We start from the raw sequence: 15648 nt of genomic DNA on the forward strand, positions 1-15648 counted from the left end.
GTCGAGTGCCGAAGGCACGTTGTGCTGGCGTTTGTTATGGTGCATTTCCATGCCCCTCTTGCAAGGCTTCCAGGTATTCGATGAAGCTGGGATAGAACTGCACTAATATCTCTTTAACTTGTTCTACAGTGTAATATTCACCGTTGTAATTTATGAATATACCGGTCCCTACTGCGGTATTGCAATAACTATAAAAATCATTAATTTCCGGCTCAGAGCCGATTGACTGCACACCGCTACTTTTTTGCCAATAGTAATGCTTGCTCGCATTGGCTGTACCCCAACATATACGTATCGCATTGCATATGTGCCTGCATGCTCCTTGCGCGGGATTTGGCAAACAGCTTTTGTCATCTATCCAGTCTTCAGCATCTATAGGAAGTCCGGTTTCAGACTCTCCGTTCATGGCCCTCAACACATCCTCTGGCATTACATTTTTATAGAATTTGCAAATCCACTCACTCAGAACAGCTGCTGTAACAACGAAATTGAACAAGTCATATTTATCTGGAAGTTTTGAAAGCTTACTAGCATCTTGCAGAAGTTTATCCAAAAGGTCTTTTGGATTTTGAATTCCGTAATGTATGTCTGCCATCGTCCTTTGATTCATACAGTCCCTATTTCTCGACTCACGTAGCTTGCACCATAACGATATAGCTCAATGGCTCGTTTAGCGTCCATTGCAGCGTCTTGTTCTGTCTTTGGTTTGCGGTGGACCACTATTCCCTTGGTTCCTTATGACTCAAGCAGTAAAACAATTCTCGACGCGACAACTCTCCGGTGTTGGGGTTTGTGGCTTTACTCGAAGCTGGTGCGCGTCATCAGTCTGCATGCTCGCATCAGCGGTGACGCGAACGCTTCGAGCGTTGCAGAACAACACAAACTTTTCAAGATTAGTTTGTTCTCTAAATCTGGACATTATGCCCCACCGATCTAAAGCCCTTAATCCGGCGAGACAGAACAATTTAATAGGAGGGGCTCTGCCCGCAAGTCCAACATTTTTACGCCTTCTTTCCTGAATTCAACTCATACCAAGCTAACGTTCATGTACCCTATTTCAACAGATTTTTCTAAAGTCAGTGAATTTGCGCCAGACAAAATTTATACACGCACAGCGCTAGTTATTCTTATTTTTACTCAAGCTGGATATATGGGATTTTGACCGGTGGTTTGGGCTTATGAAGAGAGTGATGAGCAGGCATTTACCACAACGCAAAATGTCCGCTTTTGGCACAAAGTAGGCTTGCATAAAACAGAACCAACTAGTGCACCAATTCCCCCATTAGGGTGCGAGCCGGGCAAAATTGGGGGGCCAAGGTTTTAAGCCGGTGAGTGTTTGAGTGAGGCATGGTAATGCCGAGCGAGTTGCGCCGGCGCCTTGGACGCACGATTTTGGGCCGGGCTTTCGCTGCGACCTGGGGTCGCTTTTCTTTGGATACTTTCTTTTGGCGAAGCAAAAGAAAGTATCTCGCCAAAGGCGAAAGCTTTTAGTAAAAACCAGTTAGTCGTCGGCTAAAGAATATGATACTGAATCTAAAGCTGGCGGCGGTGACTCCCGCCGAGATTAGCTCTTCGGCGCATCTGCCACTGAGTCCCGCTCCACCAAATGCGGAATAAACAAATGGGTGCGGTGGTGGCTGGCGTCTGGGTGTTCACCCAGTTCTATGGCGAGTTTGGTGGCGTAGCTGGCCATTTCTTCCACCGGGTAATGCACTGTGGTCAGGCGCGGCCGGCAGACGCGGCTGATAATTAAATCGTCAAAACCTATCACCGACACATCTTCTGGCACCCGCAGGCCGGCTTCAAATAAGGCGTGAATGGCGCCTATGGCCATATTGTCGTTGTACGCCAGCAGCGCTGTGAACTTGATGCCTTTGGCCAGCAGGGCTTTCACGGCCTGCTCGCCGCCTTCCAGGTTGGCGGTGGATTCCTCAATCGCCTGTTCAGGCAGTGGCAGGTTGGCAGTTTTTAACGCCTCGCGAATGCCCTGCAGCCGGAAGCCCGGGTCGCCGTTCTGGTAAATACTGGTGATCACGGCAAACTTTTTGTGGCCGCGTTTAAGCAGGTACTCCGTAGCGTGTTTAGCGCCGGTCTGGTTGTCCAGCCAGACGCAGCGGTTGGAGATGGCCGGAATATAACGGTTAATCAGCACCAGGCCCGGAATTTCTTCGGCCAGTTTTAATAAGGTTTTTTCGTCGGAGTATTCGCTGTGCAGAATAATGGAGCGGCAGTTATGGTCGCGCAGTGACTCAATGGCTTCCAGCTCCGATTTAGTCTCGTACAAAGAGTTGCTCATCAGGCACTTGTAGTTGTTTTCCCGTGCGCCTTTTTCCACACCACTGGCTAAGCTGCCGAAAAACGGCATAGAAATTTTTGGTGTGACCACACCCAGCGTATTGGTGGTTTTTCTGACCAGAGCGCGGGCATTGCTGTTGGGGCGGTAGCCCAGTTCGGCTATCACTTTTTTCACCCGGGCCCGGCAGGCATCACCCACCTGGCCACCGTCGTGGATCACCCGTGATACGGTGGCAATGGACACGCCGGCCACTTTGGCTACGTCTTTGATTGTGACCATAAAATTCTTATTCAGCTCCTGCTGTTTCTGCTGCGATAGTACCAGTTTGCTGCCGCTGGCGTAACTGCAGCTGCTCACGGTTTTTCCTGCACTGGGCGGCGTCCAGCTGGTAGTGGCGCAGCAGCCAGAGTGACAGCAATGCAAAAAGCACTGTGCCGCCGGATAAAATGGCCCGCATCCAGTCCAGCGTCTGTGGGCTTTGGGCCGCGCCCAGATGCGCGTCGAACTGGATCAGGTTCAGGCAAAGCCCGGTGGCCAGTAAAGCCAGCGCAGCGCTTAAATGGGTGACCCAACCATGCACCGCAGCAAAAGCGCCGTCGCGGCGCTGGCCCTGTGCCAATTCATCTTCGTCAGATAAATCGACAATCATTGAGGGGATCAGCATGGTCATGGCTGTCCAGCTGGCGGTGCACAGCAGTGCGTCCAGCCATAACCAATACACACCTTGTGGTGTGTAGATAAACCATTTGGCGACACCTCCGGCCAGAGTCAGCCAGTACACCCAAAGCAGTGCCGTTTTTTTGCCGACCCGTCTGGCCAGACTGGCCAGCAGCGGAATGGATAAGATGCCCAAAGCGGCAAAGGCCATCGACAGCCAGCCTTTCAGCACAGCGCCTTGTTCTATCGAGCCCGCGCTGACTGCATACACCAGCAGGTAATAATCCAGGCTGGCCACGGCGGCACCACCGGCCATTTGCAGCAACGTCAGGCCCAATAACACCTTCAGCCCTGTATTGCCGGATAAGGTTTTCAGGCTGGTCAGCAAGGAGGGGCGGGGGATGGGGGCTGCACTGACCCGCACTTTTTCCTGGCTGCCGAGTGCGGCTATGGTGCCCAAGACGCCAAGCAGTAAAATACCGACGCCCCAACCCACCACCTGAATGCCAAAAAACACCGAACCAAACAGGCTGAGCTGCGCCAGCGGAAATAACCATTGGTACAACAAAGACCCCAGCTTCAGAAAGTAACTGGTAAAACCCATAATTTCAGTGCGTTGGTGGTAGTCCGGGCTCATCTCGTACGCCAGGCAGGTCATCGGCACGGCCACCAGCGTGGCGCAGACATAAAAACACAAGGAACACAGCACAAAATACAGCAGCTGTGCCCAGTCGGCCCAGCCGGCAGGCACCATCCAGATCAGGCCAAAGCTGATGCAGCTGGCCCAGGAGCCCACCAGAATATAAGGTTTACGCCGGCCAAAGCGGCTTTGGCTGTGGTCGGATAAATGGCCAACCCAGGGGCCTAACAGGGAACCCAGCAGCAGTGGCAAGGTGAGCGCCAGTGCCAGCAGAAAAGGGTCCAGCCCCAAGGTCATCTGGTAATAAGGAATAGCCAGCACAGCCACCGACTGACTGGCAAAAAAGGTGGATAAAAAACCAAAGCCCAACGCCAGCTTAGGGCCTGTCGGCAACGCAGTCGGGGCTGAGGTTGGGGTCATAAGTTGCGGGTTCTGGCTTTGAAGCAAAACCGATTATAGGCCGGGCTGAATTTCTTCAGCAACCGGCCTTTTAATTCAACGTTTTAGTAAGCTTACTTCGGCCAGCTCCACCCCTTGCCAGCCGCTTTGGCCGCTTTGGCGCAGCAGCTGCAGTTGCAGGCCTTGCAATTGGTTGAGCTGCAGAGGTTGTGGCTGCACCTGATTTGCAGGTAGTAATGGCGACGAGAAAGTCGGGTAAGCCTGCGGCAATAAGGTATCCACCGGCTTGAGCTGGCTCAGGGGGATCAGCACCTGCTGCCAGCCGGTTTTCACGGCAAACTCAGCACCATGCGCCAAGCCATCCTGGTCTAACAGCGCCAGCCGCAGTTGCTGTGGCTGGTAGCTGCGCAGTTTTACCGACAGGCTGTTGTAGCCCTGCAAGGCAAAGCGGTCCAGCTTCAGGTTGGGGCTTAAGGTGGTTTTCAGCAGCGGCACTGCGTCCGTCGGCTGGGCTTTGATATCGGCAATACCCAGCTGCAGCGCCATAGCTTCTGCGGTGGTCAGCCAACGTGGCTCCACACTGGCTTGCTGCGGGTACTGGCTGACGCTTTGGTCCAGCGCAGCACTGAACAGCCGCACCGGCAGGCCAGGCTCGACCAGCCGGGTTTGCCAGTAGGCTTGGGTCTGCACAAAGTCCCAATCCTGCGGGCTGCCCTCTGCATTACCCGGGAAACTGCGCTGCTTGCCTTCTGCTGTGACTACCAGTGCATACTCCAACACACCGGGGCGGTTAAATTGATCTGTGGTGTTTAAGTTCAGCTGGTAATCCCCGCTAAAGCCGCTGCTGGCGCTGTGCAGTGGCAGCGCCGTGAACTGGCGATCGCCCTGATAACGCACCAGTAGTTCTACTTTCTCTGGCGCTACAGTGCTGCCAATACGGAAGCTCAGTGGCAACTGTTGTTTCAGCGCGGCTTCACGCAGGTTTTGGTGTTCAACGTCCAGGCTGGTTGTACGGGTTTCTGGCAACAAATAGCTGTTGTCGACCGCGGCGCTACCAAGCTGAGCGGCCGTTTTGGCCAGCAGGTACACCCCAGGCTGAACCTGCACTGTGCCCGCTTTGGCCTGTTGCTTGCTGCTGTTGCCTGTATTAATGGCGTTCAACTGATAGCTGTGGCCTAAATCTGGCAATTGCACTGTGATACTGCGGCTGGTGCTGTACAGGCGGCGTGCTTCACGGCGCAGGCTGGAATTCTGGTACGGGTCCTGTAATTCCAGCACATCCGGGTACACCTCTAAGCGCCACAGGCCGTCCTGCTGTTTATCGAGAAAATAAGCGCCATTGCCCTGATACTGCACCAAAGCCGACGAACCGACACCGGCAATCTGCGTCAGTTGCCTGATGTCTTTGGCCGTGGCGTTGGTGCTGTTGCTGTACAGCAACTGGCTGTCACTTTGCAGCAGCGCCACGTCGGTCTGTGGGTCCAGCGTCACATGGCCGGCTGTATTGCTGGCAGGGTAGGCCGCAGGGTGCTGTAGCCGTGGCCATTGGCGGAACTGCTCGGCAGCAATCATCAGGCTGATGGCTTTGGACGGCGTGTACAGCAGGTTCAGGTAGTGGGTGTTGTATTCCGAATTGGTTTGCGCCGCGTAGGCAGCGTCATAGGCAAACTGCGTGGCCCATTGCATACCCGCAGTGCGGAAACTGCGCGCCATCGCCGGATACATAGTACTGGCGGCGACATCGGCGGCGTCAAATTCATACACCATTTTGGCTTTGCTCTGACAGGCGTCAATGGCCGCAAAGGGGTTATGGTAAGCCGCCACAGCGCCCAGCATATTGCCGTTGATGGCGCTGTATTTTAACAGGCCAGTCGGGTACCACTGAAACGCCACACCGTCGATGGAGGTTTCACAGAGGGCTTTGGCAAAATCAGGCTGGTTGCCCTGTTCGCTGGTGTTGTAAAACAGCGGTTTGGTGACGCCGGCTTTGCGCACCACATCAATCAGGCCCTGAATATAAGCGGCGCTTTTGGCCGGAGCCTGGCCATGTTTAGGCTCATTAAACAGCTCAAAGGCAATAATGTTCGGGTCTTGTGCATAGGTTTTGCCAGTCAGCGGATTCTTGTGCGCCAGCAGCTGGGTCAGATAACGGTGCTGCGCCGCAATAGCGGCAGGCACTTCGTTCATCTGGTTTTTGCTGTAGTGGCGGGCAAAGCCGGTTTCGACCGGGTCGGGCTCCGGATAACCGCTGCCCCACCAGGCAATGGGCGTAATGATCACTTTGATCTGATGCTTTTCCAGCTCGGCCAGCAAATAGTCGAACAGCTCCAGGTGTTCGTTTTGCAGCAGGTTGCCTTCGTCATCGGCCAGCTCGCGGTCCCACAGGTGAACACGGTAGGCGTCCAGCCCCAGCCGTTTCATATGGGCCACATCCATCCGGATCGCCGCTTTATGGTCCACACCCAGGCGTTTGAGGGAACGGTAGCCGTAAGCAAAAGGCGCGCTGTAGTTCACACCAAACAGCGCCACTTCCGAGCCGTCGGCCCAGCGCATCACGCCGTTGTCGACCTTCACCGGGCCTGTTGGCGTGGCAAGGGCAGCGGCACTGGCCAACGCCAGCGCCGTTATCAGCAGAGAAGGCCGTAGCCAGTGCGTGTTCGTTAAGTTTTTCATGCTTACCACCAGGTTGCGTATAAGGCCGCCAGCACCAGGCAGACGGCAACAGAAGCCCAGTTGAAACTGGCACGGGTGTCGAATTGAATATCCTCAAGCTCAACGGCCTTGCCGCTGGTGTCTTCCGGCTTCAGCAGGCTGACCAGTACAGCCAGGCCCAGACAGCAGAGGAACACCAGACCGACCCGGTCCATAAATGGCAGCGTTGGCAGATTAAACTTAAACAGCAGCGACAGCGCCGCCGAGCCCACTGCTGCTACCAGGGCCGCTGTGGCTGTCATTTGGCGCCAGAACATACCCAGCAGGAATAACACCACTATACCCGGGGTAAAGAAGCCGGTGAACTCCTGAATATACTGGAAGGCCTGCTCGAATTTGCCTAACAGCGGCTCTGCGGTCAGCAGAGCCAGCACCAGTGCCAGCAGGCTCACTACCCGGCCGACCAGTACGTACTGCTTCTGGCTTTGGTTGGGTTTGAGCTGGGCGTAAATATCCATGGTAAAAATAGTGGCGACGCTGTTGGTCATCGAGGCCAGACTGGACAGAATGGCGGCCACCAGGGCGGCAAAGATCAGGCCTTTGACACCGGACGGCATCAGGCTCATCAGCTGCGGGTAGGCTTGGTCTGGTTTGCTCAGCTCCGGCAGGATCAGCACCGCGGCAATACCCGGCAGCACCACAATAATGGGCATTAACAGCTTCAGGAAGGCGGCAAACACAATGCCTTTTTGCGCTTCAGGCAGGTCTTTTGCCGCCAGGGTGCGCTGAATAATGTATTGGTTAAAGCCAAAGTACGACAGGTTCATCACCCAGAGGCCACCGACCAGCACTGAGATGCCCGGCAGACTGACATAATGCGGGTTGTCCGGCGTCAGGATCATATCGAATTTGTCCGGCGCTTCGGCAAAAAGGCGGTCTAAACCGGCCAGCACACCAGCACCGTCGCCCAGTTGTTGCAGGGCTAAGGTCGACAGGAACAAACCACCGGCTACCAGCAGCACCACCTGAATAATGTCGGTGTAGGCCACGGCTTTTAAGCCACCGTACAGCGAATAGGCCACCGACAGCAGCGCTAAAATCAGCATGCTGGCCGTTAAGTCCAGCCCGGTCATGGTATGAATGGCCAGTGCGCCTAACCAGAGCACAGCGGTCAGATTGACAAACACATAGACACCCAACCAGAACAGCGCCAGCGTGGTGCGCACGCGGTTATCAAAGCGCTGCTGCAGAAACTGCGGCATGGTGTAGATTTTGCGTTTCAGGAAAATAGGCAGAAAGTACTTACCGACAATAATCAACGTCAGCGCGCCCATCCATTCGTAGGACGCAATCCCCAAACCTATGGCGTAACCTGAGCCTGACATACCGATGATCTGTTCGGCTGAAATGTTGGCGGCAATTAACGAGGCGCCAATGGCCCACCAGGGCAGGCTGTTGCCCGCCAGGAAATAGTCGTTGGTGTCTTTCTGGTGATTGCCGTCGTCGCGGGAAATCCACCAGGCCAAAACCAGCAGGCCAATCACATAGATGACCAGAATGCTGAGATCCAAGTTAGTTAACATAAGTTATACCCTGTCCATCATAAGATTTATTGTTGTTGGCTGAAACGAAAGGAAATGCAGTGCTGGTACAGATCGCCGGGCCATAACATGGCCGACGGGGCCAGCGGCTGATTGGGCGCATCCGGCCAGTGCTGGGCTTCCAGGCACAACCCCTGACGCGGCGCAAATGGGCTGCTCAGGTAGTTGCCGGTATACAACTGAACTGCTGGTAAATCAGACCAGAGTTCCATCGCAATACCGGACTCCGGCGAATAGAGCCTGGCCTGGCGTTGTGGCAGCTGGTCTTTGTGCCAGTGGGGCCAGACATAGCTGTGGTCAAAACCGCGCGCCAGCGCCAGTTGCGGGTGCTCTGCCGCTAACGCCTGGCCGACCTGCTGGCCTTGTGTCCAGTCAAAGGCCGTCTCTGCCACTGGGGCAAGTTCGCCGGTTGGGATGGCGTCTGCTGTGGTGGGCAGGTAGCTTTCACTGAAGATCTGCAGCTGATGGTTGCTGATGTCTGCCGCGCTCTGATTCAGGTTGAAATAGCTGTGATTGGTCAGACTGAGCGGCGTGGCTTTGTTGCTTTGGGCTTTAAACATCAGCCGTACTTCGCCCTGTTGCAGCACAATGCGCTGCCACACCTCGACCGTGCCCGGGAAACCGTTTTCGCCATCTTCCGCGCACAGATACAGCAGGGCGGAGTCGGCTTTCTGGTCCAATAGCCGCCACGGGCGCTGGTGCCAGCCGTCCGGTCCGCCATGCAAATGGTTGGGGCCATTATTCACCGGCAACTGATACTGCTGGTTGTTCAGACTGAACTGGCCTTTGGCAATGCGGTTGGCAAAACGGCCGACCGTGGACCCTAAATAAAACGGGTTGTGCTGATACGACGCCGGGTCGGGGTATCCGACCGTCACTTCAGTGCCGAAAAAGCGAATGCGCTGGATGCTGGCGCCAAAAGGCAGCAGCTCCAGCTCCAGGCCAGCGCTATCTGTTAACTGAATGGGCGTGAAAGGCGAACTCACGCCACTTGCTCCGCGCCCTGGCTGGCGGTGCAGACAAATACATCCGCAGTGAGGCCGGTTTGGGTCTGGTAGTTGGCGGCAATCAAAGCTTTGATGGGCTCCACCTGCGCTTCCGGCACCAGCGCCACCACACAACCGCCAAAACCACCGCCAGTCATGCGCACACCGCCGCTCTGGCCCAGCGCGGCACCCACCAGCGCCACCAGGTAATCAATGGCTGGCACGGTAATTTCAAAATCGTCACGCATCGAGACATGCGACTGCGCCATCAGCTCGCTTAAGCGGGCGATATCGCCTTGCGCCAGCGCCACTGCGGCTTGTTCGGTGCGGGCGTTTTCAGTCACCACATGGCGGGCACGTTTGGCCACCAGCGGGTCTAACTCGGTAATCCGGCTTTGCAGTAATTCCGGGCTGACATCACGCAGCGCCTTGACACCAAAGCTGGCGGCAGCCGCTTCACATTGTTGACGTCTGGTGTTGTATTCGCTGTCGACCAGGCCCCGTTTCACATTGGAGTTGATGATCATCACCGCAAGCCCGGCTGGCAGCGGCACGGCTTTGCTGTCGAGGCTGCGGCAGTCAATCAGCACGGCGTGGCCTTGTTGGCCCTGGGCTGAAATCAGCTGGTCCATAATGCCGCAGTTGCAGCCGACAAAGGTGTTTTCGGCGTGTTGGCCGTTCAGTGCGTTGTCGCGGCTGGACAGTTCAATGCCGGCAATACGGCTGTAAGCCAGCCCCAAGGCCACTTCCAGTGAGGCAGAGGAGCTTAACCCCACACCTTGTGGCACGTTACCGCTGATGGCGAGGTCACAGCCTTTCAGCGTATGGCCTTTTTGCAGCAGGCTGTTGGCCACGCCGCGCACATAGTTCGACCACTGCTGGGTGGCGTGATGCGAAAGCGGCGCATTGAGGCTGAACTCGTCGGTCTGGTGGCTGTAATCCAGCGCCAGTACCCGCACCAGCTGGTCCTGCCGTGGGCGGGCCACAATGACGGTTTCGTAGTTAATGGCGCAAGGCAACACAAAGCCGTCGTTGTAGTCGGTGTGTTCGCCAATCAGGTTCACCCGGCCCGGGGCACGGAACACCAGTTCACCTGGTTGCTGATAGTGGCGGAGGAATTCGGCTTTTACCTGTTCAATCAGAGACATCAGTGGGTACCTTGCTGTAGAACGTGTTGCTTGTAGTGGACAGGGCTCAGCTCCCGCAAACGTTCTGCGGCCTGTTCCGGGGTCATATCACGTTGGGTTTCGGCCAGCATTTCGTAGCCAACCATAAATTTTTTGATGGTGGCCGACCGCAGCAGGGGCGGGTAGAAATGGCCATGCAACTGCCAGTGGCTGTGGTCGGTTTCGGCCTGGCCCGGGCTGTAAGGCGCACAGTGCCAACCCATGGAATAAGGGAAGGAGCACTGGAACAGGTTGTCGTAGCGAATGGTCAGCTGCTTTAGAATATCGGCCAGGCTGGCTTGTTGCGCTTCGGTTAACTGCTCCATACGCGCCACCGGGAATAACGGCAGGACCAGGGTTTCGAAGGGCCAGCTGGCCCAGAAGGGCACCACCACCAGCCAGTCGGCATTGGCCACTACAGTGCGTTCGCCGTTTTGCAGCTCGGTGTGGGCGTAATGCAACAGCAGTGAACGGCCATGGCGCTCGAAGTAATCTTTTTGGGCGGCGTCGGCTTTGGCGGGCAGGGTCGGCACCGTGCTGCTGGCCCAAATCTGGCCATGCGGGTGCGGGTTGGAGCAGCCGTTAATGGCGCCTTTGTTTTCAAACACCTGCACCCAGCTGTACTGCTGCGACAACTCTTGGTACTGAGCAATCCAGGTGCGCACTATGGCTTCAATCTGGCCGGTGCTGAGTTCAGGCATGGTTTTGCTGTGGTCTGGCGAATAACAAATCACCCGGCTGGTGCCACGTTCAGATTTCAGCTGAAACAGCTCGTCGTCGGCCTGATGGGCAAAAGGCGTGTGGTTCATCAGGGCCGCAAAGTCATTGGTGAACACAAAAGGCTGCTGATAATCCGGGTTCAGATCGCCCGAGATCCGGGTGTTGGTCGGGCATAAAAAGCAGCTTGGGTCATAACTTGGGTTCTGCTCCGTTTCTGCTTTTTCAATCTGGCCCTGCCAGGGGCGTTTGGCACGGTGCGGCGACACCAGCACCCAATCCCCGGTCAGCGGGTTGTAACGACGGTGCGGGTGATCTTTGGCTTCAAATTCAGACATGTCTGAAAACTCCGGGTTGTTCTTGAGTCAAACTTAATTTTTGGCATAACCATGGGGGTTCTGGCGTTGCCAGTTCCAGCCGTCTGTCACCATTTGGGTTAAATCACGGCTGGCACGCCAGTTCAGTTCACGGGCGGCTTTGCTGGCGTCGGCGTAGTAACAGCCAATATCGCCGGGGCGGCGCGGTGCAATCTGATAATCAATCGGCTGGCCAGAGGCCTGGCGGTAGGCTTCGACCATTTGCAGCACCGAAATGCCGCTGCCGGTACCGAGGTTGTAGGTATGCAAGCCTGGTGTGGCTGCCAGCTGTTCCAGCGCCCGCACATGGCCTTCGGCTAAATCGCAGACGTGGATATAGTCCCGTACGCCTGTGCCGTCCGGTGTGTCGTAGTCATTGCCAAACACCGACAGGAAAGGGCGGCGGCCGACAGCCACCTGGTTAATAAAAGGCATCAGGTTATTTGGAATGCCTTGTGGGTCTTCGCCAATGCGGCCTGACGGGTGCGCGCCGACCGGATTAAAATACCGCAGCACCACAGCACTGAAGGCTGGCGCTGCCACCACCAGGTCGCCCATCATCTGCTCCACCATCAGTTTGGTGCGGCCATAAGGGTTAAAAGGGCGGGTCGGGAAGTCTTCGGTCACCGGCACCTGGTCCGGTTCGCCGTACACAGTGGCGGACGAGCTGAACACCAGGCAGTTCACGCCATGCTGCTGCATGGCCGCCATTAAAGTGCGGCTGGCGCAGACGTTGTTGTCGTAATAGGCCAGCGGAAACTGCACCGACTCACCCACAGCTTTGGAGCCAGCGAAGTGGATCACCGCATCGACCGGCTGGCCAGTGGCGGCTGCTGCCGTAAAGATTTCAGACAGCAGGGCCTCATCGCGTACATCACCCTGAATAAACTGCACCGCTTTGCCGGCCAGTTCTTCAATGCGGTTGATGGCTTCCAGGCTGCTGTTGGCCAGGTTATCCACTACCAGTACCTGGTGGCCGCTTTGCAGCAGCTCGACACAGGTATGAGACCCAATGTAACCCGCACCGCCTGTCACTAAAATCTTCATGATTCAGTCCTTTATTCAAATGTGATTTGTTGTGCCGGTATCGACAGCGCTGCCACACCGGCCTGAATGCTGGCCCCGCTGAAGTGTTCACCAAGGCGCACTACCACTGTAGCAATACCCTGCTCAGTCACTGTGACATCCGGGTTTAAAATCTGCACGTCACCCGTGCTGCTAAATTGCACCTGCTGACCCTGCATGGGCACTGTGGTGCCATTGGCATCCTTCAGATAAGCCCGGACAAAAATCACGTCGTGCGGAACAGGGGTAATACCCTGAGTATCCAGCTCCAACTGAATAGTGCTGGCCTGGCCCGGTGTGCTGACCTGGTGCTCCGCCACCTGTTTGCCGCCGATATAAGCGCGGGCTGTTAAGGTACCAGGCGCAAAAGCGGGCAGCCTGAATTCAAAAGGCGGATGCTGCAAATGGGTGGAATACTGGTTTTGTGTCGGTTTCTGCCGGGCCACCAGTTGGCCGTTGAGCAGCAGCTCCACTTCTTCGGCATTACTGAACACCCGCAGATCCAGGGCGGAGTCGGCCGTCCAGTCGCTGGCAATATAGACCATAGGGCCAGCCTGGTAAGCCGTGGCCTGAGTGGCCGGGTTGCGCTGGCTCTGGTAGAAGAAATAGCTGTATTTCGGCAGACGGTAAATGCTGGCCACACCTGACGCTTCCAGGTCGTTGGCATAACCGCGGTTGTAATCGAACATCACCCAATAGCCGTCGGCATAAGCCGGGGTGCTCAGGTTGTCGTTATGCGCTTCCTGCACATTGCGTGCCTGTTGCAGCAGGCGTTTTTCGCCATGGCTCAGCAGCTGGCGGCTGGTGCGTTCTTCTTCTTTTAAATCGGCCCAGCTGTCTTGGGCCAAACCGGCGTTTTGGGCATAGTATTCCCAGTCGCCGTATTCGGACACATTGTACGGCTGAGTCGGGGTTTCATAGTGCATCTGGCGGTGCTGACGGGCCTGCAGGTACATGTCATAACCATGTTGCCAGCCAGCTGAATAGGCGCCCGGGTATTCCTGTTTCACCGTCTGGTGCAGGCTGGCGATAAAGTCTTTCGGCATGTCGGATTCATTCAGCGAACATTCCCAGGCCAACACGCTGGCATGGTTACGGTCGCGGCGAATCAGGTCACGGCAGCTTTGTATGGTGTGCGCAATAAAAGCCGGGTCCGGGTTGTAATACTGCCAGCCTAAAATGGCATTCATCAGCACCAGGCCCAGCTCATCCGCCGCCTGCATAAAGGCTTTGGAATGCGGGTAATGCGACAGCCGGACATAGTCAAAACCCGCCGATTTAATCCGCACGGCGTCGCGGTAATCGGCAGTGGCGGAGGTGGCATACCCCACATGCGGGTGTTCCTGGTGGCGGTTCACGCCGCGCAGAAAGGTCACTTTGCCGTTGATCAGTAACTGGTGATTGGCCGTGAAGCTGAACTGGCGCAGGCCAATTTTTTGCGTTTGCTGCTCCAGTAACTGGCCTTGGTGCAGCACTGAGGTTTCCAGCCGGTACAGGTGTGGCGCGTCCGGGCTCCACAGCGCAGGTTGCTTCACCTTTAACAGCTGGGTCAGTGGCTGATTGCTGTTGGCGGCCAGTGTCAGCTGTTGTGCTGTGGTGCTCACCAGCTGATCGTTAAAAAACAACTGCTGCTGCACAGTGACCACCGCTTCTGCAGCGCCGCTGTTGGCCAGTTCAGTCTGCACGGACACTTGCGCTTCTTCAGCGCTGATGTGAGGGTAACGCACAAAAATACCACCACCGGCCACCTGGTTGGCCAGTTGTTCATCGGTAATATGCACCGGGTTTTTCACCAGCAGGCGCACGTCGCGGTACAGGCCACCATAGGTATTAAAGTCGAGCAAATGCAGTGGTTTTGGTCCTGTAATGGCGTTGTCTCTGTTGTCCAGTTTCACCAGCAGCTGATGGGTTGTACCTGGGCTGACCTTGCCGGTCAGGTCCAGTGTAAAGGGCAGGTAACCCCCTAAATGTTCGCCAATTTTCTGGTGATCCAGATAAACCTCGGCATGGTTCATCGCGCCTTCAAAGCGCAGCCACAGCGTTTTCCCCTGCCATTCCGGCGCAATGGTCAGCTCGCGTTTGTACCAGGCAAAGCCCTGCCATTGGTTATTCACCAGCAAAGGCTCGATTTGTGGTGTGTGTGGCAAAGTGACAGCTTGCCAGCTGGCCTGGGTTAAATCCGCGTCCGCAACCTGGCTTTTAAAAAACTGCCAGTGCAGGTTCAGCTGCAGCTCTGTGGCCGCACTGACGGCGGCAGGCTGTTCTGTCGATGTTTGGGGGGTACAGGCGGCCATCATGGCGCTGAAGCATAAAATCTGCATCACTCGTGTTAACACTGGGTTATTCCTTTTGATCAGGGCCATTGCTGCTGACTTCAGCCGTAATTGGTTTCGGCTGCAGGCCGCAGTACCAGCTCATGCCACTGGCTGGTGCGGGCGCTTTGCAACATCATCAGCACGGCGTCGGCCACTTCATCGGCCGACAGATAATCCGGCCGTGCTGTGGCGCGAAATTGGGTGTTAATGCCACCGGGGTAGAGCGACATCAGCCGCACGCCGCTGCCGGTCAGCTCTTTGCGCAGCACCTTGCTGTAGCTGTCCAGTGCGGTTTTACTGGCGGTGTAGGCGGCAATACCCGGGTTGGAAAATAAACAGACAGTCGACAGTACATTCAGAATGTCACCACGGCCTTGCTGGCGCATGGCCGGCAGCACCAGGCTCATCAGTTGCACAGGGGCTTTAAAATTCACCTGCAGCATCAGCTCCAGTGCAGCCCAGTCGGGCAAATCAGCAGGCGTTCTGCTGTTATTCAAACCGGCGCAGTTCACCAGTACATCGACCGGGCCAAAACTACGGATGGCCTGCTGATAAAAGGCGTCGACTTGCTCTGGTTCCGCCAGATTAAAGGCTTTGGCCTGCAACTGGCTGTCTGTTGGCAACTGATTAAGGCTTTGTTGTAATTTTTCCGCATTCTGGCCAGATAAACTGAGCCGGTAACCAGCCTGCGCCAGACGCAGCGCAATGGCACGGCCAAGCCCGGAGGAGGCACCTGTCAGCAGTACGTGGGGGGAATGCAGAGTCACAACATTTACCTCGGAAAGCTGGCCCCGCCAC

Annotated in this window: 11 protein-coding genes; all 11 read right to left on the bottom strand. The window is 56.0% G+C overall.

Going from position 1 to position 15648, the window contains the following annotated elements:
* Positions 1-34: 34 nt before the first annotated feature.
* The 11 genes from WKJ04_RS03925 to WKJ04_RS03975 all read right to left on the bottom strand — a co-directional run bounded on the left by WKJ04_RS03925 (position 35) and on the right by WKJ04_RS03975 (position 15617).
* Entirely contained in the window at positions 35-610 is a 576-nt protein-coding gene (locus tag WKJ04_RS03925) for a hypothetical protein (protein ID WP_337879200.1), read from the bottom strand.
* 954 nt (positions 611-1564) lie between these two features.
* Positions 1565-2653, bottom strand: coding sequence for a LacI family DNA-binding transcriptional regulator (locus WKJ04_RS03930; RefSeq protein ID WP_337879201.1), 1089 nt, complete (start codon positions 2651-2653; stop codon positions 1565-1567).
* Positions 2583-4013, bottom strand: a complete 1431-nt coding sequence (locus WKJ04_RS03935; RefSeq protein WP_337879202.1) for an MFS transporter — start codon at positions 4011-4013, stop codon at positions 2583-2585. The genes WKJ04_RS03930 and WKJ04_RS03935 overlap by 71 nt, the downstream gene beginning before the upstream one ends.
* A gap of 75 nt (positions 4014-4088) precedes the next feature.
* Positions 4089-6665, bottom strand: a complete 2577-nt coding sequence (locus WKJ04_RS03940) for a hypothetical protein (protein WP_337879203.1) — start codon at positions 6663-6665, stop codon at positions 4089-4091.
* 2 nt (positions 6666-6667) lie between these two features.
* Positions 6668-8227 (bottom strand): sodium/sugar symporter, encoded by a 1560-nt coding sequence (locus WKJ04_RS03945; protein WP_337879204.1) that lies wholly within the window; start codon positions 8225-8227, stop codon positions 6668-6670.
* A 26-nt stretch (positions 8228-8253) separates the two neighbouring features.
* Positions 8254-9231 carry an aldose epimerase family protein gene (locus WKJ04_RS03950; protein WP_337879205.1) on the bottom strand — a complete coding sequence of 326 codons (978 nt, stop codon included), beginning with the start codon at positions 9229-9231 and terminating at the stop codon, positions 8254-8256.
* Positions 9228-10379 (bottom strand): galactokinase, encoded by a 1152-nt coding sequence (galK, locus tag WKJ04_RS03955; RefSeq protein ID WP_337879206.1) that lies wholly within the window; start codon positions 10377-10379, stop codon positions 9228-9230. Before galK ends, WKJ04_RS03950 begins: the two co-directional genes overlap by 4 nt.
* Complete coding sequence (locus WKJ04_RS03960) at positions 10379-11452, bottom strand: UDP-glucose--hexose-1-phosphate uridylyltransferase (RefSeq protein WP_337879207.1); 1074 nt, start codon at positions 11450-11452, stop codon at positions 10379-10381. Before WKJ04_RS03960 ends, galK begins: the two co-directional genes overlap by 1 nt.
* 33 nt (positions 11453-11485) lie before the next feature.
* Positions 11486-12517, bottom strand: coding sequence for a UDP-glucose 4-epimerase GalE (galE, locus tag WKJ04_RS03965; protein ID WP_337879208.1), 1032 nt, complete (start codon positions 12515-12517; stop codon positions 11486-11488).
* An 11-nt stretch (positions 12518-12528) separates the two neighbouring features.
* The gene (locus WKJ04_RS03970; protein ID WP_337879209.1) at positions 12529-14871 is read right to left on the bottom strand and encodes a glycoside hydrolase family 2 TIM barrel-domain containing protein; all 2343 of its coding nucleotides are present in this window, start codon (positions 14869-14871) and stop codon (positions 12529-12531) included.
* Positions 14872-14909: 38 nt separating this feature from the next.
* On the bottom strand, positions 14910-15617 hold the full coding sequence (locus tag WKJ04_RS03975) for an SDR family oxidoreductase (RefSeq protein WP_337879210.1): 708 nt from the start codon (positions 15615-15617) through the stop codon (positions 14910-14912).
* Between the last annotated feature and the right edge of the window lie 31 nt (positions 15618-15648).

The organism is Rheinheimera sp. (genome assembly GCF_037442345.1).
GTDB lineage: Bacteria > Pseudomonadota > Gammaproteobacteria > Enterobacterales > Alteromonadaceae > Pararheinheimera.